This is a genomic window from Ichthyenterobacterium magnum, from assembly GCF_003610635.1.
Taxonomy (GTDB): domain Bacteria; phylum Bacteroidota; class Bacteroidia; order Flavobacteriales; family Flavobacteriaceae; genus Ichthyenterobacterium; species Ichthyenterobacterium magnum.
The window spans coordinates 981,993-1,003,980 of sequence record NZ_RAQJ01000001.1; the positions used below are offsets into that span (position 1 = coordinate 981,993).

Annotated in this window: 25 protein-coding genes; 22 read left to right on the top strand and 3 right to left on the bottom strand. The window is 30.9% G+C overall.

The annotated features are described in order from the left end of the window. Positions 1-60 precede the first annotated feature (60 nt). Entirely contained in the window at positions 61-1,332 is a 1,272-nt protein-coding gene (purD, locus tag BXY80_RS04660; protein WP_120200032.1) for a phosphoribosylamine--glycine ligase, read from the top strand. Here the strand turns inward: purD and BXY80_RS04665 are convergent. Next, entirely contained in the window at positions 1,327-1,554 is a 228-nt protein-coding gene (locus BXY80_RS04665; RefSeq protein WP_120200033.1) for a DUF6341 family protein, read from the bottom strand. The two genes, purD and BXY80_RS04665, sit on opposite strands and share 6 nt — an antisense overlap. Positions 1,555-1,632: 78 nt before the next feature. Here BXY80_RS04665 and BXY80_RS04670 point away from each other — a divergent pair, with 78 nt between their 5' ends. After that, a complete protein-coding gene (locus BXY80_RS04670) occupies positions 1,633-2,556 on the top strand; it encodes a DUF6427 family protein (RefSeq protein WP_120200034.1) in 924 nt (307 codons plus the stop codon). Here the strand turns inward: BXY80_RS04670 and upp are convergent. After that, the gene (gene upp / locus BXY80_RS04675) at positions 2,545-3,204 is read right to left on the bottom strand and encodes a uracil phosphoribosyltransferase (protein ID WP_120200035.1); all 660 of its coding nucleotides are present in this window, start codon (positions 3,202-3,204) and stop codon (positions 2,545-2,547) included. The two genes, BXY80_RS04670 and upp, sit on opposite strands and share 12 nt — an antisense overlap. Positions 3,205-3,364: 160 nt before the next feature. Between upp and BXY80_RS04680 the strand changes: the two genes are divergently transcribed. Then, on the top strand, positions 3,365-3,973 hold the full coding sequence (locus tag BXY80_RS04680) for a DUF4254 domain-containing protein (protein ID WP_120200036.1): 609 nt from the start codon (positions 3,365-3,367) through the stop codon (positions 3,971-3,973). Between the two features lie 124 nt (positions 3,974-4,097). Then, positions 4,098-5,117 carry a glycosyltransferase family 9 protein gene (locus tag BXY80_RS04685; RefSeq protein ID WP_120200037.1) on the top strand — a complete coding sequence of 340 codons (1,020 nt, stop codon included), beginning with the start codon at positions 4,098-4,100 and terminating at the stop codon, positions 5,115-5,117. A gap of 189 nt (positions 5,118-5,306) precedes the next feature. Here BXY80_RS04685 and BXY80_RS04690 read toward each other — a convergent pair whose 3' ends face one another. After that, on the bottom strand, positions 5,307-6,362 hold the full coding sequence (locus BXY80_RS04690) for a ferredoxin--NADP reductase (RefSeq protein WP_120200038.1): 1,056 nt from the start codon (positions 6,360-6,362) through the stop codon (positions 5,307-5,309). Positions 6,363-6,474: 112 nt separating this feature from the next. Here BXY80_RS04690 and BXY80_RS04695 point away from each other — a divergent pair, with 112 nt between their 5' ends. The 18 genes from BXY80_RS04695 to dut all read left to right on the top strand — a co-directional run bounded on the left by BXY80_RS04695 (position 6,475) and on the right by dut (position 21,974). Next, complete coding sequence (locus BXY80_RS04695; RefSeq protein WP_120200039.1) at positions 6,475-6,813, top strand: PadR family transcriptional regulator; 339 nt, start codon at positions 6,475-6,477, stop codon at positions 6,811-6,813. Further along, entirely contained in the window at positions 6,813-7,466 is a 654-nt protein-coding gene (locus BXY80_RS04700) for a hypothetical protein (RefSeq protein WP_120200040.1), read from the top strand. The genes BXY80_RS04695 and BXY80_RS04700 overlap by 1 nt, the downstream gene beginning before the upstream one ends. Positions 7,467-7,471: 5 nt before the next feature. Continuing rightward, a complete protein-coding gene (locus BXY80_RS04705; RefSeq protein ID WP_120200041.1) occupies positions 7,472-8,104 on the top strand; it encodes a hypothetical protein in 633 nt (210 codons plus the stop codon). 75 nt (positions 8,105-8,179) lie between these two features. Then, positions 8,180-9,655 (top strand): DUF5687 family protein, encoded by a 1,476-nt coding sequence (locus BXY80_RS04710; RefSeq protein ID WP_120200042.1) that lies wholly within the window; start codon positions 8,180-8,182, stop codon positions 9,653-9,655. Between the two features lie 20 nt (positions 9,656-9,675). Next, complete coding sequence (locus BXY80_RS04715; protein ID WP_120200043.1) at positions 9,676-10,383, top strand: ABC transporter ATP-binding protein; 708 nt, start codon at positions 9,676-9,678, stop codon at positions 10,381-10,383. Between the two features lie 105 nt (positions 10,384-10,488). Continuing rightward, the gene (gene porW, locus BXY80_RS04720) at positions 10,489-13,035 is read left to right on the top strand and encodes a type IX secretion system periplasmic lipoprotein PorW/SprE (RefSeq protein ID WP_120200044.1); all 2,547 of its coding nucleotides are present in this window, start codon (positions 10,489-10,491) and stop codon (positions 13,033-13,035) included. Positions 13,036-13,048: 13 nt separating this feature from the next. Next, positions 13,049-13,480 (top strand): bactofilin family protein, encoded by a 432-nt coding sequence (locus tag BXY80_RS04725; RefSeq protein ID WP_120200045.1) that lies wholly within the window; start codon positions 13,049-13,051, stop codon positions 13,478-13,480. Between the two features lie 34 nt (positions 13,481-13,514). Beyond that, positions 13,515-13,670 carry an AtpZ/AtpI family protein gene (locus BXY80_RS04730; protein ID WP_245977161.1) on the top strand — a complete coding sequence of 52 codons (156 nt, stop codon included), beginning with the start codon at positions 13,515-13,517 and terminating at the stop codon, positions 13,668-13,670. After that, entirely contained in the window at positions 13,671-14,057 is a 387-nt protein-coding gene (locus tag BXY80_RS04735; RefSeq protein ID WP_120200046.1) for a DUF6168 family protein, read from the top strand. Positions 14,058-14,173: 116 nt separating this feature from the next. Continuing rightward, positions 14,174-15,292 carry a F0F1 ATP synthase subunit A gene (gene atpB, locus BXY80_RS04740; protein WP_120200047.1) on the top strand — a complete coding sequence of 373 codons (1,119 nt, stop codon included), beginning with the start codon at positions 14,174-14,176 and terminating at the stop codon, positions 15,290-15,292. Between the two features lie 70 nt (positions 15,293-15,362). Beyond that, complete coding sequence (atpE, locus tag BXY80_RS04745) at positions 15,363-15,554, top strand: ATP synthase F0 subunit C (RefSeq protein WP_033959615.1); 192 nt, start codon at positions 15,363-15,365, stop codon at positions 15,552-15,554. Between the two features lie 86 nt (positions 15,555-15,640). Beyond that, complete coding sequence (locus BXY80_RS04750) at positions 15,641-16,141, top strand: F0F1 ATP synthase subunit B (RefSeq protein ID WP_120200048.1); 501 nt, start codon at positions 15,641-15,643, stop codon at positions 16,139-16,141. A gap of 7 nt (positions 16,142-16,148) precedes the next feature. Continuing rightward, entirely contained in the window at positions 16,149-16,685 is a 537-nt protein-coding gene (gene atpH, locus BXY80_RS04755; protein ID WP_120200049.1) for an ATP synthase F1 subunit delta, read from the top strand. Positions 16,686-16,723: 38 nt separating this feature from the next. Then, a complete protein-coding gene (atpA, locus tag BXY80_RS04760) occupies positions 16,724-18,304 on the top strand; it encodes a F0F1 ATP synthase subunit alpha (protein ID WP_120200050.1) in 1,581 nt (526 codons plus the stop codon). Positions 18,305-18,411: 107 nt separating this feature from the next. Beyond that, positions 18,412-19,272: an ATP synthase F1 subunit gamma gene (gene atpG / locus BXY80_RS04765; protein WP_120200051.1), complete on the top strand. Its 861-nt coding sequence runs from the start codon at positions 18,412-18,414 to the stop codon at positions 19,270-19,272. 216 nt (positions 19,273-19,488) lie between these two features. Next, positions 19,489-20,019 (top strand): hypothetical protein, encoded by a 531-nt coding sequence (locus BXY80_RS04770; RefSeq protein ID WP_147376099.1) that lies wholly within the window; start codon positions 19,489-19,491, stop codon positions 20,017-20,019. A gap of 67 nt (positions 20,020-20,086) precedes the next feature. After that, the gene (locus BXY80_RS04775) at positions 20,087-21,517 is read left to right on the top strand and encodes an oligosaccharide flippase family protein (protein WP_120200053.1); all 1,431 of its coding nucleotides are present in this window, start codon (positions 20,087-20,089) and stop codon (positions 21,515-21,517) included. A 22-nt stretch (positions 21,518-21,539) separates the two neighbouring features. Further along, positions 21,540-21,974, top strand: a complete 435-nt coding sequence (gene dut, locus BXY80_RS04780) for a dUTP diphosphatase (protein WP_120200054.1) — start codon at positions 21,540-21,542, stop codon at positions 21,972-21,974. The last annotated feature ends 14 nt before the right edge of the window (positions 21,975-21,988 follow it).

Genomic DNA, 21,988 nt, shown 5'->3' on the forward strand with positions numbered 1-21,988 from the left:
TGTAAAATAATTATTTTTTAAGCGTAAAAGCAATTATTTTTGCCGCAAACAACACACAACATGACTATTTTAATTCTCGGTTCAGGAGGAAGAGAACATACTCTTGCATGGAAAATCAACCAAAGCCCTTTATGCAAAGCTCTTTATGTAGCTCCAGGTAATTCTGGAACAGCTCAAATTGCTAAAAATATTGACATAAAAGTAACAGATTTTAATGCTATAAAAGAATTAGTGCTAACAAATAATATAGATATGGTTGTTGTTGGTCCAGAAGACCCATTGGTTCTTGGTATTCATGATTTCTTTTTAAGTGATCAACAATTAAAACATATTGCTGTAATCGGTCCTGAAAAAGCAGCAGCAGAATTAGAAGGCAGTAAAGAGTTTGCTAAAGAGTTTTTATATAGACACAATATTCCTACTGCTGCCTACCAAAGTTTTAATAAAGATAATGTTGAAAAAGGTTATGCCTTTTTAGAAACATTAAAACCTCCTTATGTTTTAAAAGCAGATGGATTAGCGGCAGGAAAAGGCGTATTAATTCTTAATGATTTAGATGAAGCTAAAGCTGAACTAAAAAACATGCTTGTAGGAGCAAAATTTGGTGAAGCAAGCACAAAAGTTGTTATTGAAGAGTTTTTGGATGGTATTGAATTAAGTTGTTTTGTATTAACAGATGGTAAAAATTATAAAATTTTACCAACAGCTAAAGATTATAAACGTATTGGCGAGGGCGATACGGGATTAAATACAGGCGGAATGGGAGCTGTTTCACCAGTCCCTTTTGCAGATGAAGCTTTTATGAATAAAGTTGAAGAACGCATTGTAAAACCAACAATTAACGGGTTACAAAAAGACAACTTGCCATATAAAGGTTTTGTATTTATTGGATTGATTAAAGTTGGAGACGACCCAAAAGTAATTGAATATAATGTTAGGCTTGGTGATCCAGAAACAGAAGTTGTTTTACCAAGATTAAAAAACGATTTGGTAGCATTGTTTACAGCAGTTTCTAACCAAACATTAGATGAGGTTGAAATTGAAATTGATGAGAGAGCAGCAACTACAATTATGTTAGTGTCTGGAGGTTATCCAGAAGCTTATGAAAAAGGTAAAGAAATATCTGGAGTTGATTTGATTACAGAATCTATCCCTTTTCACGCTGGATCTATAATTGAACAAGGAAAAATAGTAACATCCGGAGGACGTGTTATGGCTATAACATCTTATGGAGATTCTTATAAAGAAGCCATAAAAAAATCTTATCAAAGTATAGAAAAACTACATTTTGATAAGATGAATTATCGTAAGGATATTGGTTTTGATTTATAGATAAGAGTGAGAAGATATGCTTTTATCTTCTTCTCCATTTGCGTTAAAAGTTTTTAACTGTAGCATCCAATATACAAAAGCTACAAAACCTATAACAATAAAAACCCAAGAAATAATATTGGCAGAAAACCAATTTTCTAATTCTAAAGCTCTTAAGGCATCAAATGGCGCAAAAAGAACATTTACAAATAAATCTTGAATGGCGTAAAAAAAATCTTTCATTATATTAAATTTTAAAAGCCTCTTGAAGGCTAAGGCGTATAATCATATATTTACATTGCAAATATACAAACTATATAAATGATTTCAAGTTTTTTTAGTAAATCTAAACCAATACATTTTGTGGTCATAAGCATTGTGTTAGCAATGGTTTTTGTTTTATCAAGATATTTTGCAATACAAGACAAACTAAGTATTAGCTTAATATTTAAACAAGTAGGTCTTTTTTTTGTTTGTTTGTTCTCAATTTTTGTTTTAGACTTTTTCGCAAGTAGAAATAATTTAACTCAAAAGAGTAGCTATAAAATTTTATTGTTTACGCTTTTTATAGCACTTTTTCCACAAACAATAATGAATTCTAAAGTGTTATTGTCTAACTTTTTTATCTTACTAGCTATAAGGCGTCTAATAAGCTTAAGATCACATAAAGAGATTAAAAAGAAACTTTTTGATGCGGCTTTTTGGATTAGTATAGCTGCATTATTGTATTTCTGGGCAATAATTTTTTATGGTTTAATTGTAGCAGCTTTAATTTTATATGCTATAACCGATTTTAAAAACTGGATAGTTCCTTTGGTTGGAGTTTTAACCGTTTTAATTATTTGTGTCTCGTATATGATTGTTAGAGATGTTGAGTTTTTAAACTATTTTAAAGACACGTTGTTTTATGGTTTTGATTTTTCTCAACTCAATTCAAAACGTATAATTATAGCAGCAACATTGTTTTTTTCTTACGGTCTGTGGTCAACGTTTTACTTTTTTAAACATCTTAAAGACAAATCTAAAAACCATAAAGCTTCTTTTGTTTTGGTTTTTATATCTGCCCTTTTAGCAATGTTAATTATTATTGTTACACCAATTAAAAACGGAAGTGAGTTTATATTCTTATTTGCACCAATGGCAATTATAATTACTAATTATTTTGAAGTTATATCAGAAAAATGGTTTAAAGAAGCTTTAATTTTTGTATTAATGATAGCTCCAATAGCTATTTTAATGCTGTAGTTTTTCGCCAAAAGCAAGGTCTCCAGCATCACCTAATCCAGGCACAATATAACCTTTGCTGTTAAGTGTTTGGTCAATAGTAGCAATCCATAAATGAGTGTTTTTAGAAAAATTACTTTCAATAAAATCTACACCTTTTTGTGCCCCAATTACACTAACCAAATGCACTTCTTTAGGAGTGCCAAATGGTTTTAAGGCTTCATAAGTTGCTAGCATAGATTGACCAGTTGCTAACATTGGATCTGCTAATATCAAGGTTTTGTTTTCTAGACTTGGACACGCGAGATATTCAACAACAATTTCAAAAGTTTCTGGCTGTTCTTTATGATGCCTATAAGCCGAAATAAAAGCATTTTCTGCATCATCAAAATAATTTAATAAACCATTATGTAAAGGCACACCAGCTCTTAAAATTGAACACAAAACAATATCATTATTTAGTAGATGTATATTACAAGTTCCTAGCGGAGTTTTTACTGCTTTAGTGTTATAATGTAAAGATTTACTCAATTCATAACCTAAAATTTCACCAATACGTTCGATGTTTCGTCTAAAACGCATGCGATCTTTTTGAACCGTTACATCTCTCATTTCGGCTATAAAAGAATTTAAAATTGAGTTTTTTTCTGATAAATTGTGAATATGCATAATACTTAATCTCTATTTTGAGCTGTAAAGTTAATTATTTAGACCTATTATTTAACTGTAAAACTGCTATTTTAAAGCAGGTAAAAGCTAAACCTACTTTGATATTGTGATTACTTTTTAGAGAATTTTACGTAGGTTTGCGCTTTAAAACTCATCCATTATGTTTACAAGTAAAGCAAATAAGATTTTTCAAGACGTTATAGAAAAGTATCATATTATAAATACTGTTAATCAACCTTTCACAAATGTTTATGATAAAGACACAAATTTATTAGAACATTTATTATATAGAAAGTGTTGGATTGATACTGTACAATGGCATTATGAAGATATTATTCGTGACCCACAAATAGATCCAGTTGCCGCTTTAACTTTAAAACGACAAATTGATGCGTCTAACCAAGACCGTACAGATATGGTTGAGTATATAGATAGTTATTTTTTAGAAGAATATAAGCATGTAAACGCTAAAGAAAACGCTACAATTAATACAGAAAGTCCGGCTTGGGGAGTTGATAGACTTTCAATTTTAGCATTAAAAGTATATCATATGAATGAAGAAGCAACTCGAGTAGATGCTTCAGATTCACACAGAGCAGCTTGCCAAGCGAAGTTGGATGTTTTGTTAGAGCAACGCGTTGATTTATCTACTGCAATAGATACACTACTTAATGATATTGAAAAAGGTGATAAGTATATGAAAGTGTACAAACAAATGAAGATGTATAATGATGATGAGCTAAACCCAGTATTGCGGTCTCAAAAATAAAAACAGATTGTCATTCTGAACACTATCGAAATAAAATGTCATTTTATTGAAGATATATAAACGAAGTTTAAAAGAATCTCATTTTAAGATATTTAGGCTACGTTCAATATGAGATTATCAATTTATGTCAAAGCCTAAACACATATTAGTCATTCGTCTCTCAGCTATGGGAGATGTTGCGATGACAGTTCCTGTTTTAAGAGCTTTTTCACAACAATTCCCTGATGTAAAGTTAACAGTACTAACTAAACCTTTTTTTAAACCTTTTTTTAGAGATATCCCTAATGTTTCTGTTTTTGGAGTAGAAACTAAAGGAAAACATAAAGGTGTTTTAGGGCTTTTTAAACTTTCAAGAGAGTTAAAAGTGCTTAAAATTGATGCAGTTGCAGACTTGCATAATGTGTTAAGAACAAATGTTTTAAAACGCTTTTTTTTAGGAACAACATTTATTCAAGTTGATAAAGGAAGAGCAGAAAAAAAGGCTTTAGTTAAAGGCAAAAACTTTAAACAGCTTAAAAGTACACACCAACGTTATGTAGATGTATTTGAAAAACTCGGTTTTAAAATAGACTTATCTAAACCTACGTTTCCTAAAAGGGCAAAATTGAATTCTAATATTATAAAGATTGTTGGAGAAGATAGTTTAAAACGGATTGGTATTGCGCCTTTTGCTGCTTTTAAAGGAAAAATGTATTCGTTAGATTTAATGGAAAGCGTTATTAATGCATTATCTCAAAACTATAAGATTCTTTTATTTGGAGGCGGAAATACTGAGATAGAAACCTTGAAATCTTTAGAGGCAAAATTTAAAAACACCAAGAATATTTCTGGAAAACTCACACTTGATGAAGAATTAGATTTAATTTCTAACCTAGATGTAATGCTTTGTATGGATTCTGGAAATGCGCATATAGCTGCAATGTTAGGTGTTAAAGTAGTTACACTTTGGGGAGTTACGCATCCTTACGCAGGTTTTTATCCTTTTAATCAAAAGAAAGATAACGCGCTTTTAGCTGATAGAAATCAATATCCAAAAATCCCTACTTCAGTTTATGGTAATAAACAACCAGATGGCTATCAAAATGCAATAGAAACAATTTTACCAGAACAAATAATTTCTAAAATCAACGAAGTACTTAAATAAAAAAATCCCCACTCAAAAAGAGCAGGGACTGATTAAGACCTTATAGATAATCCCAATGAATAATATCTTAATCTGAGACTAATGTATTTTGTTTAAAATTAGTGTTCAATTTTTTGAGAGAATAACTTTCAAAAATTCGACGAAAGGCTGTGTTTTAAAGACGAAACGCAAAATAGTTAGACCAACGGTTTAAACATCATCGTAATCAACAATGATTTTTGATGAAGTTGGGTGTGCTTGACAGGTTAAAATTAAGCCTTCAGCCAATTCACTATCTGTTAAAATATTGTTTTGTCGCATTGTGGCTTCTCCTTCAGTAATTCTAGCAATACAACTACTACAAATTCCGCCTTGGCATGAATAAGGTGCATCTAGGTCTTCGTCTAGCACAGCTTCAAGTATAGACTGTTTTTGAGACATTTCAAAAGAAGCTTCTTCATCATCTACTATAACTGTAATTTTTGTTTTTCCGTCAGAAACATTTTCTGCTTCAATTTCTGTGGGTTTAGCAGCTTTAAAAAGTTCAAAAAACACATTGTCGTTATCTATATCGTGTTCAGCCAACACATCTTTTACCGTATGTATCATTCCTTCTGGGCCACATAAATAAAAGGCATCTATTGTAAGATGCTTATACTTGTTTTTTAAAATAAGATTGACTGTGCTTTTTTCAATTCGACCAAAAATAGCATCGTCTTCCTGTGCTTGACTAAATACAAACTGAACAGAAAAACGGTCATTGTATTGATGTTGAAGTTCAAGCAACTGATTTAAAAACATAGTGTCTTTGGTTGTTTTGTTACCATAGACAAGAACCACATTGCTGTGTATTTCTTCTTCAAGAGCAGATTTAATAATGCTAAGTACTGGAGTAATCCCACTTCCGCCAGCAAAAGCTGCAATATGTTTTGTTTTAGAATCGTTAGGCGTAAAAACAAAACGCCCCTTTGGAGGCGCAACCTCTAAGGTGTCACCAGCCTTAAGTTGATTGTTTGCAAATGATGAAAATGTACCATCTTTAACTTCTTTTACGGCAACTTTTACCTCTCCGCTTTTAGGGGAAGAACAAAGTGAGTAGTCCCTGCGTATTTCATTGCCATTAAGCGTTGTTTTTAAAGTAATATATTGACCCGCTTTAAAAGCAAAAACGTCTTTTAAATTTTGAGGAACATTAAAACTAATTACTACAGCTTTGTCTGTTTCTCGCTTAATATCTTGAATAGTGAGTTTATAAAATTGTGACATTGAATTTGTTTTCAACAAAAATAATGAAGCCAATTCGTTTAAAGTCTTAATTCAATTAAAAAATAACACATAATTTATATATGCATAAGAAAATTATGTATATATTTGAATGATGAGTAATTCTAAACTATATAAAGGAAGTTTAACAACGATCATTTTAAAACTCTTAAATGAGAAGGATAAAATGTATGGTTATGAAATAACTCAAAAAGTAAAAGAACTTACCAAAGGAGAACTTCAAATCACCGAAGGTGCTTTATATCCTGCGCTTCATAAACTAGAAGCTGAAGGATTGTTAGATGTTGAGGTTGCTAAAGTTGATAATAGACTTAGAAAATATTATATGCTTACTGAAGATGGTGCTAAAGAAACAGTAAGTAAACTTACTGAATTAGAGAGTTATATTAAAACAATGCAAGCATTGGTTAGCCCTAAATTTAGTTTAGAATAATGAAGAAATTATCTAAAGATAACATACAGTTTATTGAAAACTATTTAGAAAATTCTGATGTGTTATACGCAGACATTAGAATGGAAATGACGGATCATGTTGCATCTGCAATTGAGGAACAAATGCAAACTGAAAGCCATCGTGATTTTTATTTTGTTTTTAAGGATTATATGGTTGAGAATAAAGCGCGTTTGCTGGAAAATAATAAACAGTTTTTAAAGAACGTAGACAAGTCTATCGCAAGACAGTTATTTAGGCAAATATTGAAACTTACTACTTTGTTCGTTTTTGTGTTTTCATTTTTAGTGGTTTATAAACTCATAAATTATATAGAAAAAGACCAGCTAAGGAATATCGTCATACTTTTTCCAATGTTATCAACCATACCCTTTTTAGTTTTATATGGCCTTTCACTTAAAATATTTAGGTTACCTCGTTTTTCTGGAATTGAGCGATTAAGTTTTGTTTACCTGATATTTTTTCAAGTACTTAATTTTGTAGCAACATTATTAGGGAATTATATTAAAACAAACACAAATGATTCTCTAGTAGCTTTATGCTTAGCTTTAATAATTACAGTTAGTACTGTTGTAATGCAACTTACATTTACAATTATTAAGCAATATAGACGAGATTATAAATTTGTGAATTAAGAGTGATGAGGCTAAATAAGAAACAAGTTCAATTTATAGATAATTATCTTATTAAAAATAAGATAAAATATGTAGATGTTAGGTTAGAGTTAATTGATCATCTTGCATCTGAATTTGAAGAAGCTTCAAATTATGCGTTATTAGATGATTTTTTAAATACAAAAAAAGGATTTATTAATTCGTTTGTAAAGAAAAGGCAAAAGACAATTCATTGGAGCTATCAAAAACAACTTTTTAAAAGAGTGTACATGTTTTTTTATAAGGCTAAATATCTGGTAGCCACTTTAATTATTTTGGCTTTCATCTATTTTGCATTTTTACAGTTAAGTAAAAAGTCATTAATGTATTTGTTTATGGCTTCAATCACGATTCCAAATCTCGCTTCCTATATTATTCATTTTAAAGAAAATAGAATGTTTAAAAAGATTCAATCTGCAAAACAAGTTTTAGCGATCATGTCTTTACCATCACTTTTTATATACTGTTTCGGCTTGATTTTCGAAATGATATCTATAGAGAGTTTTTACTTTTTAATATATTGGTTTTTTGCAATTTTATTTAACATTGCTGGATTAATAGAAGTTTACGAAAGGAAAACCGAACTCATAGATAAATACCGTTCTCTTATTAAAAAGTAATAATGAATATTATAAATTGTGTAACATTTTATAATTTTTAACTACCTATAACATCAAGTAACCCAACCAAAAATTATGATAAAACGTTTTTTAAGTTTAGAGTGGAAACAATTTACCAGAGCTTCATACTTTCAAAAAGGAATCGCTATAAAAATATTACTAATTCTTGGAGCTCTTTATTTTGGAGGAATAGCCATTTTTATGGGAGGTATTTCGTTTTTTGCTTTTAAAAAAGCATTTCCTGAGATAGACCCAATAATCAGTATTAATAATTATATGATTTACTGGTTTTTATTTCTTATGCTGCTTAGGTATTTTATGCAACAACTCCCAGTAATGAATGTAAAGCCCTTAATGGTTATTCCAATTAAAAAAGATACTGTAATCCATTTTTTATTAGGAAAAACAGCTTTGTCATTTTTTAATTTTCTATCATTATTTTTGTTCTTACCGCTAACTGTCGTTTTATTAGTTAAAGGCTATCCTATAATTAATGTTTTATGCTGGTTTACTGCATTGCTAATGCTAACCCTGTGTACTAATTATCTCAATTTTTTGATAAATAAAAGCAACACATGGTTTTATATTATAGCTCCATTATTGATTGGCTTGATTGCTTTAGAATATTTTCAAGTATTTGCTATTTCTAAACCGTTAGGCGTAGCGTTTAATTCACTTTATAATCATGCTTATTTAATTGCCATTCCGGCTTTATTATTATATGTGCTTTACCGCATTAATTTTAGTTTTATTAAAAAAGGGTTTTATTTAGATGATACAGTTTCTAAAAAGATAAAAGAAGTCAATGCAACAGATTTGTCGTGGATGAATCGATTTGGAGATATTGCCCCTTTTCTAAAAAACGATGTAAAACTTATTTTACGTAATGCTAGACCAAAGCAAGTACTTATGATGAGTTTTTTATTCTTATTCTATGGGCTTATTTTTTATACGCAAGATACTTATAGAGATATGCCAGCATTTTTAGCCTTTGCCTCTATGTTTGTTACAGGTGGCTTTTTAATGTCTTTTGGACAGTTAGTGCCATCTTGGGATAGTGAATATTACAAATTACTTATGAGTCAAAATATTCCTTATCGAAAATATTTAGAATCTAAATGGTATTTAATGGTTGTTGCTGTAAGCATATCATTTGTACTAAGCACGCCTTATCTGTATTTTGGATGGAAGATATTTGCCATGATTGCTGCAGGTGCTTTATTTAATGTAGGATTAAATTCGTTCTTAACTCTTTTTGGAGGCGCATTAAACCGTGTGCCAATAGAATTAAACGTTAAGGCAAAAGCCTTTAGTAATACAAATGGTTTTAATCCAACGCAAATGCTTATAGCTATGCCTAAAATTTTAGGCCCAATGATTTTATTTTATATCCCATATAAGTTAATAAATTTTGAAGCAGGCCTTATTGCCTTAGCATTAAGTGGTGTTTTGGGCATCGTCTTTAGAAGTTATTTTTTAAATAAAATTGAGCAAATCTATCAAAAAGGAAAATATAAAACAGTAGCAGCTTTTGGTGAAAAAGCAAATTAAAATATAAACAACACACAACCATGATCATAACATCTAATCTTTCAAAGAAATATAATTCTAATCCAGTTTTAAATATCGAATCGCTTGATATTCCTAAAGGTCAAAGCTTTGGCCTAGTAGGAAATAATGGAGCAGGAAAAACCACCTATTTTAGTTTATTACTAGACTTAATTCAACCAACAACAGGTCAAATTAAAAACAATAACGTAGTCGTACACGAAAGCGAAGACTGGAAACCTTTTACTTCTGCATTTATAGATGAAAGTTTTTTAATTGGCTATTTAACTGCTGAAGAGTATTTTTATTTTATTGGAGAATTACGTGGACAAAATAAAGCCGATGTAGATGCTTTGGTTTCGCAATTTGAAGATTTCTTTCATGGCGAAATTCTTGGTCAAAAAAAGTATTTAAGAGATTTAAGTAAAGGAAACCAGAAAAAAGCAGGTATTGTAGCAGCATTAATAGGAAACCCAGAGGTTATTATTTTAGACGAGCCTTTTGCAAACCTTGATCCAACAACCCAAATTAGACTTAAAGGAATTATTAAAGATTTAGCCGAAAAACAAGGCGTTACAATTTTGGTTTCTAGTCATGACTTATTACACGTAACAGATGTTTGTGAACGTATTGTTGTGTTAGAAAAAGGAGAAATAGTTAAGGACTTAGCAACAAATACAGCAACATTAAAAGAGCTGGAAGCTCATTTTGCTGGAAGAGAGACTGTTTAAAAGTCTCTTATTTTTTCTCAATAATTCAAAAAGATGCTTATTTTTACAGCATTGCATAATATATGCGGTCGTTTTTAGTTATCTATAAACCAAATACAACCAACGTTGAATACATCTTTAAAACCTTTATTATATCTCTTTTGTGCTGCACTTTTTGTTTCAAGCTGTTCGCGTAAAAAAAACACTTTTGTAAACCGTAATTTTCATGCTCTTGGCACTAAGTACAACATCTTGTACAATGGTAATATTGCATTAGAAAAAGGTAGAGAAAGTGTAGATGATGCTTCTACAGATAATTTTTGGGAGTTATTGCCTATAGAGCGTATGCAACTAATGGACGAGGTTGTACTTCCTGGTCAATCTAAAAATCAAGATTTTGAACGTGCTGAAGAAAAAGCAATAAAAGCAGTTCAAAAACACGGAATGAATATAAAAGGGAAAGAGTACAATCCTCAAATTGACGAAGCTTATTTATTACTTGGTGAAGCAAGATATTTTGACCAACGTTTTGTTCCTGCCTTAGAAGCATTTAATTACATTCTTTATAAATATCCAGCAAGTGATAAAATAAATACAGCTAAGGTTTGGAGAGAGAAAACAAACATTAGATTAGACAACAATGAGTTGGCAATCAAAAACCTTAAACGTCTTTTAGAACAAGAAGAGTTAGAAGATCAAGATTTAGCAGATGCAACCTCTATGCTTGCACAAGCTTATATTAATATTAAAGCAAAAGATAGTGCTTTAACACAATTAAATATTGCTGCAGAATACACCAAAAAGAATAAAGAAAAAGCAAGGTATAATTATATAATTGGCCAACTTTATAATGAGTTTGGAGATAAGGATAGCGCAAATATTGCATTCGATAAAATTATAGACATGCATCGTAAAATCCCGAGACCGTATTATATAAATGCACATCTCGCTAAAGCAACTAATTTCGATTTTGATAACGGTAATAAACTTGAATTTATAGAGTATTTAACAGATTTAGAAGAAGATAGAGAAAACCGTCCGTTTTTAGATAAAATCTATTATCGTATTGCAGAATACCACAGAACAAATCAATCAGACACAATAGCTGAAGCTTATTATAATAAATCATTACGTACAAACACAGAAGATAAAAACTTAAGATCACTTAATTATTCTACTTTAGGAGATATGAGTTTTGATAAAGCGCAATACAAAGAAGCAGGCGCGTATTATGACAGTACAATGAATAATATGAAGCTTAATTCTAAGCCGTATAGAATTGTAAAACGCAAACGAGAAAATCTTGATGATGTTATTTATTACGAAGCCATTGCTCAAACAAATGATAGTATTTTAAATTTAGTTAGTTTATCTGAAGCTGATAGACTTACAGTTTTTACAGAATACACTAATAAGTTAAAGGAAGAAGCAAAAGCATTAAAAGAAAAAGAAGAAGCTGCAAAAAGAACAAATACAGGGCTTGCAACAATAAATAATAATGCAGTAAACAAATCTTTACGAGCCGATCCAACATCTAAAAATGGCAAACAAAAATTCTATTTTTATAACCAAACAACAGTATCATATGGTAAAAACGAATTTGTTAAAATTTGGGGAGATAGAGAATTAAAAGATAACTGGAGAATATCTGACGCTAGAAAAAGCTTAGCTTCAAATCAGCAAAATGATGTAGCTTCAATAGCTTCAGATGAAGAACGTTATGATCCAAATTTTTACATTTCAAAAATCCCATCGGATCAAAAAGTTATAGATAGTATCGCTAAAGAAAGAAACTTAGCGTATTATAGATTAGGGTCTATTTATAAAGAGAAGTTTAAAGAATATGAATTGGCAAAAGACAAACTCCAAAAGCTTTTAAATAACAATCCAGAAGAGCGCTTAATATTACCATCAAAATATAATTTGTATAAAATTTATATGGAGATGAATTTGATAGATGAAGCCGAAATTGCTAAAAATGATATTTTAAATAATTATTCAGATTCACGTTACGCAGAGATATTACGTAATCCACAATCAGGATTAGCTAAAGACGAAAACAGCCCCGAAAGCTTATACGAAGCATTGTATGATCAATATTCTAAAGAAGAATATGCACAAGTCATAAACAAAGCAGAAACATATATCACACAATTTGAAGGCGAATTAATTGTTCCGAAATTTGAAATTCTAAAAGCTTCAGCAAAAGGCCGATTATTTGGTTTTAACGCTTATAAAGAAAGTGTCAACTTTATTGCTTTAAATTATCCTAATTCTGAAGAAGGTAAGCGAGCTCAAGAAATAATTAAAAGTGTTATTCCTGTATTAGCAAAAAAAGAATTTTCTAGTAATGATGACACTAAGCATTTTAATGTGTTATATCCATTTAATGCAAATGCAGCAGAAGAGATTAATGACTTTGTAAAAAAATTAGACGATGCAGTTTCAAAAGTTAGCCATTTTAATTTAACAACGTCAATTGATGTATATGATGATAAAACAAAATTTGTGGTTGTACATGGTTTAACAAGCATTCAAGGCGCATCGGGATTTGCAGAAATTTTAAAAGAAAACAAGCATAAAATAGACAGATTATTTTATGCAATATCATCTCCAAACTACGAAATTGTTCAAAGGCATAAAAACTTAAATGAGTATTTAGAATCTCAATAAAAATTTAAACCAAATGTTTTCAGATCAAAAAAAAGGAAAGATGGCAACAGAAACATACACACAGCAAAACAGTATTGCTCAAGGTACTACCATTACAGGAGATATTATTAGCGATGGTGATTTTAGAATTGAAGGTTCAGTTCAAGGTAACATTAAAACCCCAGGAAAGGTTGTAATAGGTAAAACCGGATTAATAAACGGTACACTCAATAGTGCTAATGCAGATATTGAAGGTAAGTTTTCAGGTAAACTAATGCTTTCAGACACCTTGTCTCTTAAATCTTCAGCACATGTAGAAGGCGAAGTTGTTGTGGGTAAACTTGCAGTAGAAACAGGCGCAACTTTTAACGCAACATGTGTAATGAAGGGAACTTTAAAAGAACTAAATAAAGGTGCAGGACAACAAACCACAATCAAAAGGCCAGAAAAAGAGCACACAGCTTAAAAACGTAGCTATACTCTCAGGAATAGGAATTGAAATGGGAGCCATTATCTATGGGTTTGTCATGTTAGGTAAGTGGTTAGATAATTCTTATAATGATGGCGAAAAAATGTATATAATTATTTGCACACTCTTAGGTGTTGCCGCTTCACTTTTTATAGTTGTAAAACAACTTAACAGAATCCACAAATAAATGAATCAATCTTTACTTAAGTTTTCTACAAAGCTTATTTTAATTCTTACCATTGCATTTGGTATACACATAGCAGTATTACATTTTTTAGAACTTTCGCTTTTTGAAAACAAAATTATTCTCGCATATATTGTAAATGCAGTTCTCGCAATTTTAATTTATGGCTTTCTTCTTAAAATGAAAGAAAAGTATAAAGAACAGCTAGGCTTTATGTTTCTTGGAGGAAGCTTTTTAAAGTTCATTGTTTTTTTTATTCTATTTTACCCATCATATAAAGCAGATGGAGACATCTCAAAATTAGAGTTTGCAGCTTTTTTCATTCCTTATCTTTTATGTTTAATTATAGAAACTTCCAGCTTAGCTAAATGGCTAAATAAAATGGAATAGAAGCTCCTTTTTAGTCAAAGAAAAATACACCTATAAATAAAGTTTAAAATAGTTTTTGTTTTTGATATAAAAACATACCTTTGCAGCGATTTTTAAGCCACTATTATTTAAGTGATATGCATAGAAAAATAACTGTTAAGACAATTACCTTATTACTGTTTTTAGTATCCTTTACTGGTTTTGCTGGTGGAGATGCTGAAAAAGGAGATCAAAAATCTGAAATTAAAGAATACATTCAACATCACTTGAAAGATTCTTACGATTTTAGCTTATTATCTTATACTACAGATTCTGGAGAGCACAAATATATTGGAGCACCGCTTCCAATTATCCTTTGGGATAATGGATTAAAAGTGTTTTCGTCTTCAAAATTTCACCATGGTGAAACTGTTGCTGAGGTAGATGGTAACTTCTACAAGCAATATCACAGTAAGATTTATAAAACTGATGCAGAAGGAACTATAAATTATGATGCAGATCATCACCCAACAAATGTAAAGCCATTAGATTTTTCAATCACTAAAGGTGTTGTAATGATATTAATTACAGGACTGTTAATGTTTTTCTTGTTTAGAGGCTTAGCACGTTCTTATGCAACAAATGGTGGTATTGCAAAAGGTGTTGGTCGTTTCTTCGAGCCAATTGTATTGTATATTAGAGATGATATTGCAGTCCCTAACATAGGAAAGGAAAAGTATATGAAATATATGCCATATTTACTGACTGTATTTTTCTTTATCTGGTTTTTAAATATTTTTGGTTTAACACCATTAGGAGTTAATGTTACAGGAAACATAGCGGTAACAGCATGTTTAGCATTATTAACTTTTTTACTAACAAACTTTACAGGAACTAAAGATTACTGGAAGCATATTTTTGATCCATTAGGAGATTCTATGCCTTGGTATGCTAAAATTCCTTTATACATTATATTAATCCCTATTGAAGTATTAGGGATATTTATAAAACCTTTCTCATTATTAATACGTTTATATGCAAATATGCAAGCAGGACATATTGTATTAATGAGTTTAATTGGATTGATGTTTATTTTCAAGAGTTGGATAGGAAGCCCAATGTCATTTGGATTAGCTTTCGCCATTTCACTTATTGAAATATTAGTAGCATTGCTACAAGCATATATTTTTACAATGTTATCGGCGCTTTACTTTGGTTTTGCTGCTGAAACTCATGATCATGCAGAAGAGCATGAAGGTGAGATTCAACATTTGTAAGATAATTGATTACAAGTTCAGGTTGTTGAGCTTGTCGAAACAGAATGTTTAATTTTTAAATATATTTATTATGGAAATCCCAGTAATGGTAGGTGCAGGTTTAGTTGTAATCGGAGTTGGTATTGGTATTGGTAAAATTGGTGGTTCTGCTATGGAGGCAATCGCTCGTCAACCAGAATCTTACGGTAAGATCCAAACAGCTATGCTTATTGCAGCAGCTTTAATTGAAGGTATTGGATTTGCTGCTTTATTTGCAGTATAATTAAAAACCAAAAGTAACCTTGTAACGGTTGGTTGCAAGGTTGCTTTAATTAAAAATTAAAAAACAACATTATATATTTACTATAAATGGAAAAGTTAATTAATGAATTTTCGTTTGGTTTGTTTTTCTGGCAATTATTATTGTTTTGCCTGTTATTGTTTCTTTTAAAGAAATATGCATGGAAACCAATTTTAAATGCGGTAAACGATAGAGAAGAAGGTATTAAAAATGCATTAGACTCTGCAGAAAAAGCAAAGTTAGAAATGCAAAACCTTCAAGCTGATAACCAAAAACTACTTCAAGAAGCTAGAGTAGAGCGTGAAGCAATGCTTAAAGAAGCACGTGACATCAAAAACAAAATGATAGAAGATGCTAAAGATGAAGCTAGAGTTGAAGCTGGTAAATTAGTAGCTCAAGCAAAAGCATCAATCGAAACAGAAAAGAAAGCAGCAATTTCAGATTTAAAATCTCAAGTTGCTAACTTATCTATTGAAATTGCAGAAAAAGTAGTACGTGAAGAATTATCTAACAAAGACAAGCAAATTAAATTGGTTGAGTCTATGTTGGGTGAAGCAACACTAAACTAAGATTATAATGGCAGGAACAAGAGCAGCAATACGTTACGCAAAAGCTATTTTAAGTTTAGCATCAGATAAAAATGAAGCTGAAGTAGTAAATAACGACATGAAAAGTATTGCAAATACTATTTCAGAGCATAATGATTTAAATCAAATGCTTAAAAGCGCAGTTGTTAAATCTGAAGACAAAAAAGCTGTACTCATTAAAGTTTTTCCAAACTTAAACCCATTAAGTTTAGAGTTGTTTAATGTTTTAGTAAGTAATAAACGCCTTGAAATTCTAGAAGATACTGCTGTAAAATACAGTATCCTTTTTGATGAAATGAAAGGTAAAGAAAAGGCAACAGTAACAACAGCTGTTCCTATGACTAGCGATTTAGAGATTAAAGTATTAGCTAAAATTAAAGAATTGACTAGTAAATCTGTAGAGTTAGAAAACATTGTAGACGAAAGCATTTTAGGTGGTTTCATTTTACGTGTTGGAGACACACAGTACAATGCAAGTATTGCAAACAAATTGAATAAATTAAAAAGAGAATTTACATTAAATTAAGTTTAGATATTTAATATCTATCATTTAAATATATTAAAATGGCAGAAGTAAAACCAGCTGAAATATCAGCAATCTTAAAACAACAACTTTCAGGTTTTGAAGCTACAGCTTCATTAAATGAAGTAGGAACAGTATTAACTGTAGGTGATGGTATCGTACGTGCTTACGGATTAGCTAATGCTCAATATGGAGAGTTAGTAGAATTCGATGGTGGTTTAGAAGGTATTGTATTAAACCTTGAAGAAGATAACGTAGGTATTGTATTATTAGGTGGTTCTGTTGGAATCAAAGAAGGTTCTACAGTAAAACGTACATCTCGTATCGCATCTGTTAATGTAGGTGAAGGTATTGTTGGTCGTGTTGTAGATACTTTAGGAAACCCAATAGATGGTAAAGGACCAATCACTGGAAAAACTTACGAAATGCCTTTAGAGCGTAAGGCACCAGGTGTTATTTACAGAGAACCAGTAACTGAGCCATTACAAACAGGTATTAAAGCAATTGATGCAATGATTCCAGTTGGTAGAGGTCAACGTGAGTTGGTCATTGGAGATAGACAAACAGGTAAAACTACAGTTTGTATTGATGCCATTTTAAATCAAAAAGAATTTTACGATGCAGGTAATCCTGTATATTGTATATATGTTGCAGTTGGACAAAAAGCATCAACAGTAGCAAACATTGCTAAAACTCTAGAAGAAAAAGGAGCATTAGCTTATACTACAATAGTAGCTGCAAATGCATCAGATCCTGCTGCAATGCAAGTTTATGCACCAATGACGGGAGCATCTATTGGAGAATATTTTAGAGATACAGGTAGACCAGCTTTAATTGTATTTGATGATTTATCAAAACAAGCCGTTGCTTACCGTGAAGTATCTTTATTATTACGTCGTCCACCAGGACGTGAGGCGTATCCTGGAGATGTATTTTACCTTCACTCTAGATTATTAGAGCGTTCTGCAAAAGTGATTAATAACGATGCTATTGCTAAAGAAATGAATGATTTACCAGAATCATTAAAGCCAATCGTAAAAGGTGGTGGATCTTTAACAGCACTACCAATTATTGAAACACAAGCAGGTGACGTTTCTGCATATATTCCAACAAACGTAATTTCTATTACAGATGGACAAATCTTCTTAGATGGAGATTTATTTAACTCTGGTGTACGTCCAGCAATTAACGTAGGTATTTCTGTATCTCGTGTTGGTGGTAATGCACAGATTAAATCAATGAAAAAAGTATCTGGTACATTAAAACTAGATCAAGCACAATTCCGTGAATTAGAAGCTTTCGCGAAGTTTGGTTCAGATTTAGATGCAGTTACTTTAAATGTAATTGAAAAAGGAAAGCGTAACGTTGAAATCTTAAAGCAAGCACAAAACGATCCGTTTACAGTTGAAGATCAAGTCGCAATTATTTATGCTGGATCTAAAAACTTATTAAGAGACGTGCCAGTAAATAAAGTAAAAGAATTTGAAAGAGATTTTATCGAGTTCTTAAAAGCTAAACATAGTGATGTGCTTTCAACTTTAAAAGCAGGAAAATTAACTGATGAAGTTACAGATACGTTAACAACTGTAGCTAAAGATTTATCAGGTAAGTATAGAGCCTAAAAAGTTATAAGTTTAGAGTTAAAAGTTAAGGGGCTAATAACTCTAAATTTCAAATATAAAATTAATGTCACTCTGAGCGCAGTCGAAGAGTCTTTATAAAATAAAGAATGGCTAATCTTAAAGAAATACGTAATAGAATATCATCAGTATCTTCAACGATGCAGATTACTAGTGCCATGAAAATGGTATCTGCTGCAAAGTTAAAGAAGGCACAAGATGCTATTACAGCAATGCGTCCTTACGCAGATAAGTTAACTGAGCTTTTACAAAGTTTAAGTGCTACTTTAGATGCAGATTCTGGAAGTAAGTTTTCAGCGCAACGCGAAGTAAAAAACGTTTTAATTGTTGCTATTACTTCTAACAGAGGTTTATGTGGTGCTTTTAACTCAAACATTATTAAACAAACACAAAACCTTATTAGTAATGTTTATGCTGGTAAAAAAGTGTCGGTTTTAGCAATAGGAAAAAAATCTAACGATGCTTTTTCTAAACAAGGCATTGTTATTGCTAATAAAAGTGAGATTTTTGATAACCTAACTTTTGATAATGTAGCAGAAGTAGCAGAAATGCTAATGGAAAAATTTGTTGAAGGCGAGTTTGATAAAATTGAAATCGTTTACAACAAGTTTAAAAATGCTGCTACTCAAATTGTAATGACAGAACAGTTTTTACCAATTGTTCCTGTTGAAGGAGATGCTAATGTAAATGCAGATTATATTTTTGAACCTTCAAAAGTTGAAATTGTTGAGCAATTAATTCCTAAGTCTTTAAAGACACAATTATATAAAGGCATTAGAGATTCTTTTGCAAGTGAACATGGTGCGCGTATGACAGCAATGCATAAAGCGACAGATAATGCTACAGAATTGAGAGATCAACTTAAGTTAACTTATAATAAAGCACGTCAAGCAGCTATTACTAACGAAATCCTTGAGATAGTTGGTGGAGCAGAAGCTTTAAACAATTAATTATCACCTTTAGCGTAATCGAAAGGTCTAATTAAAAATATTTTAAGCCTCACTTTTTAGTGAGGCTTTTTTTATGGCATCAATTTTGAAATTGTATCTTTATAAGACTTAAGGTTAGTTAAAATGAAACGCACATGATTTATTTTTTAATCACGCTACTAGATGTTAATATATGCGTTCCATGTGACCATTAAAAAAACAAATAAATATTAACACATGAAACTATTAAAAACAATTATATCATCACTATTAATGTTGCTTGTAATGGCTAGCTTTTCGCAATGCTCATCATCAAAAGAAGCAGCAAAACAAAGCAAATTTAAATTTCAAGACATGGCTCCATTTGTAATAGATAATATTAGTTGTCAGCGTTGGACAGCTGGTATTAAAGAAGGTGGTTCAGGAATACATATGTATGTAATGTTTAAGTCTATGAAAAAAGATGCTTCTCTGGATAGTGTTTATTTTAGAGGATTAAGAGGTAAAGTAGAAGTTGGTAAAATGGGTTATTATGCTAACCTTAAATCTGAATTAAATAAAACTAATGATTTGATTTTAAGTAGCGATTCTAATGAAGAATATGGAAATCAACTGACAAAGACTTCAACTAAAATGCCTTTTGAGTTAAATAATAATGAGTGTGTTTTAAGTTATAGTTATAAAAACGAACGTTTATATTATAAAGTATCAGATATTGTTGAGAAACAACCTATAAATTATCCCAGTACTCCACCAAACAAGCAATAAAATCTGTTTTAAACGGTTTGGTTTGCGTTAGCTAAAAACGTATTTTTAGCAGAACAAAATATAACCTTTGAGCGTACTAAAAACTTTTTTAAAAGACACTGTTATTTATGGTTTAGCCATTGTAGTGCCTAAGCTAATTAATGTTCTTTTGGTACGTTTACACACAGATGTTCTCCCTAATGAGGGTTATTCAGAAAACACAGAGTTTTATGTAGTTGCCGCTTTTTTTAATGTGATTCTAACGTATGGGATGGAAACCTCATTCTTTAGATTTTTTAGTAAGAATAAAGATAAAAACAGTGTATTGTCAACTGCTATGATAACCATTGTTGCTACTACTTTTATTTTTGGAATACTACTATTCTTATTTAGAGTTCCAATTTCTGAAACTTTAAATATTAATGCAAATTTCTATTCGCTTCTTGTTGGCATAACACTTCTTGATACCTTGATTGTGATTCCATTTGCTTACTTAAGAGTTACTGGAAGACCAATAAAATTCGCCTCAATAAAACTGATTAATATTTTTGTAATAGTTCTTTTAAACGTACTTCTATTATCTACAACATATGGCTCTGAAAATTTGAGAGCTTTGTTTAATGTTGAAAACAATGTAGAATACATATTTATAGCAAATCTAATTGCAAGTGCCGTTGTTTTAGTTTTAGTGTTGCCATATTTCTTTAAGGCAAAATTAAATTTTGACTTAAAAATTTTAAAGCAATTATTAAATTATGGTTGGCCAATAATGGTTGCTGGCTTAGCTTTTGTAATTAATGAAAACTTAGATAAGTGGTTACTACCACAAACAGAAGGCGAATTTATTAATGGAGCATATAGTGCTTGTTATAAATTAGCCGTTTTCATGACATTGTTTATTCAAGCCTTTAGAATGGGAGCAGAACCTTTTTTCTTTAACCATTCAAACAAAGAAAATGCAACACAAACCTATGCTACTATTTTAAAGTATTTCACCATTGTGGGTTCTCTTGGACTTATGATTGTGATAGTTTATATAGATATCTTACAACCTTTTCTTATTAAAAAAGAGAGTTATTTATTGGCTTTAGATATTGTTCCAATAGTGTTATTAGCTAATTTGTGTTTAGGCATTTATCACAACCTTTCTATTTGGTATAAACTTACAGATCGTACACGTTTTGGGATGTATATCTCTCTTATAGGAGCAGCAATTACAATTGGGTTTAATGTTATATTCATTCCAAAAATTGGATTCATGGCTTGTGCCTATGCAACACTTTTTGCATATGGTTTAATGATGCTGATTTCTTATGTTCTAGGCCGAAAATATTATCCAGTACCTTATAATGTGAACAGAATAGCAATTTACCTGCTAATAAGTACTGCACTAAGTTTTATAACTTATTATCATTTAGATAGAAATATGTTAATAGGAACTGTATTTTTGTTACTCTTTGTAGCTTTAGTTGCTTTTTTAGAACGAAAGGAATTAAAACAAATAGTAATTAAGAAGTAGAATTTCAAATTAGAAATAAAACATGCAAATTAAAATCATCAATAAATCCAATCACAATTTACCGCATTACGAAACCATAGCTTCTGCTGGAATGGACTTACGTGCTAATTTATCTGAACCAAGAATATTAAAACCTTTAGAACGAAGCATAGTAGGTACAGGATTATTTATAGAGTTACCAGTTGGTATTGAAGCACAAGTAAGACCACGAAGTGGTTTAGCCGCTAAAAAAGGAGTTACAGTACTCAATGCTCCAGGAACAGTCGATGCAGATTACAGAGGCGAAATAGGAGTGATTTTAGTGAACTTATCTAACGAAGATTTTACAATTCAAAACGGAGAACGTATAGCGCAATTAGTAATCGCAAAGCATGAACGCGCAGAATGGGTTTCTGTCGAAGAACTTTCACAAACCTCTCGAGGCGAAGGCGGTTTTGGTAGTACAGGAGTAAAATGATTAACGAATTACGA

Coding starts and splice junctions, on each gene's coding strand:
- BXY80_RS04705 (WP_120200041.1), top strand. CDS start 7,472: ATGAGGCTAAATAAGAAACAAGTTCAATTTATAGATAATTATCTTATT.
- BXY80_RS04725 (WP_120200045.1), top strand. CDS start 13,049: ATGTTTTCAGATCAAAAAAAAGGAAAGATGGCAACAGAAACATACACA.
- BXY80_RS04770 (WP_147376099.1), top strand. CDS start 19,489: ATGAAACTATTAAAAACAATTATATCATCACTATTAATGTTGCTTGTA.
- atpB (WP_120200047.1), top strand. CDS start 14,174: ATGCATAGAAAAATAACTGTTAAGACAATTACCTTATTACTGTTTTTA.
- BXY80_RS04730 (WP_245977161.1), top strand. CDS start 13,515: ATGGGAGCCATTATCTATGGGTTTGTCATGTTAGGTAAGTGGTTAGAT.
- upp (WP_120200035.1), bottom strand. CDS start 3,204: ATGCATATTCACAATTTATCAGAAAAAAACTCAATTTTAAATTCTTTT.
- BXY80_RS04685 (WP_120200037.1), top strand. CDS start 4,098: ATGTCAAAGCCTAAACACATATTAGTCATTCGTCTCTCAGCTATGGGA.
- atpE (WP_033959615.1), top strand. CDS start 15,363: ATGGAAATCCCAGTAATGGTAGGTGCAGGTTTAGTTGTAATCGGAGTT.
- BXY80_RS04670 (WP_120200034.1), top strand. CDS start 1,633: ATGATTTCAAGTTTTTTTAGTAAATCTAAACCAATACATTTTGTGGTC.
- dut (WP_120200054.1), top strand. CDS start 21,540: ATGCAAATTAAAATCATCAATAAATCCAATCACAATTTACCGCATTAC.
- BXY80_RS04750 (WP_120200048.1), top strand. CDS start 15,641: ATGGAAAAGTTAATTAATGAATTTTCGTTTGGTTTGTTTTTCTGGCAA.
- BXY80_RS04710 (WP_120200042.1), top strand. CDS start 8,180: ATGATAAAACGTTTTTTAAGTTTAGAGTGGAAACAATTTACCAGAGCT.
- BXY80_RS04715 (WP_120200043.1), top strand. CDS start 9,676: ATGATCATAACATCTAATCTTTCAAAGAAATATAATTCTAATCCAGTT.
- atpG (WP_120200051.1), top strand. CDS start 18,412: ATGGCTAATCTTAAAGAAATACGTAATAGAATATCATCAGTATCTTCA.
- BXY80_RS04680 (WP_120200036.1), top strand. CDS start 3,365: ATGTTTACAAGTAAAGCAAATAAGATTTTTCAAGACGTTATAGAAAAG.
- atpH (WP_120200049.1), top strand. CDS start 16,149: ATGGCAGGAACAAGAGCAGCAATACGTTACGCAAAAGCTATTTTAAGT.
- atpA (WP_120200050.1), top strand. CDS start 16,724: ATGGCAGAAGTAAAACCAGCTGAAATATCAGCAATCTTAAAACAACAA.
- BXY80_RS04665 (WP_120200033.1), bottom strand. CDS start 1,554: ATGAAAGATTTTTTTTACGCCATTCAAGATTTATTTGTAAATGTTCTT.
- BXY80_RS04690 (WP_120200038.1), bottom strand. CDS start 6,362: ATGTCACAATTTTATAAACTCACTATTCAAGATATTAAGCGAGAAACA.
- purD (WP_120200032.1), top strand. CDS start 61: ATGACTATTTTAATTCTCGGTTCAGGAGGAAGAGAACATACTCTTGCA.
- BXY80_RS04735 (WP_120200046.1), top strand. CDS start 13,671: ATGAATCAATCTTTACTTAAGTTTTCTACAAAGCTTATTTTAATTCTT.
- BXY80_RS04695 (WP_120200039.1), top strand. CDS start 6,475: ATGAGTAATTCTAAACTATATAAAGGAAGTTTAACAACGATCATTTTA.
- BXY80_RS04700 (WP_120200040.1), top strand. CDS start 6,813: ATGAAGAAATTATCTAAAGATAACATACAGTTTATTGAAAACTATTTA.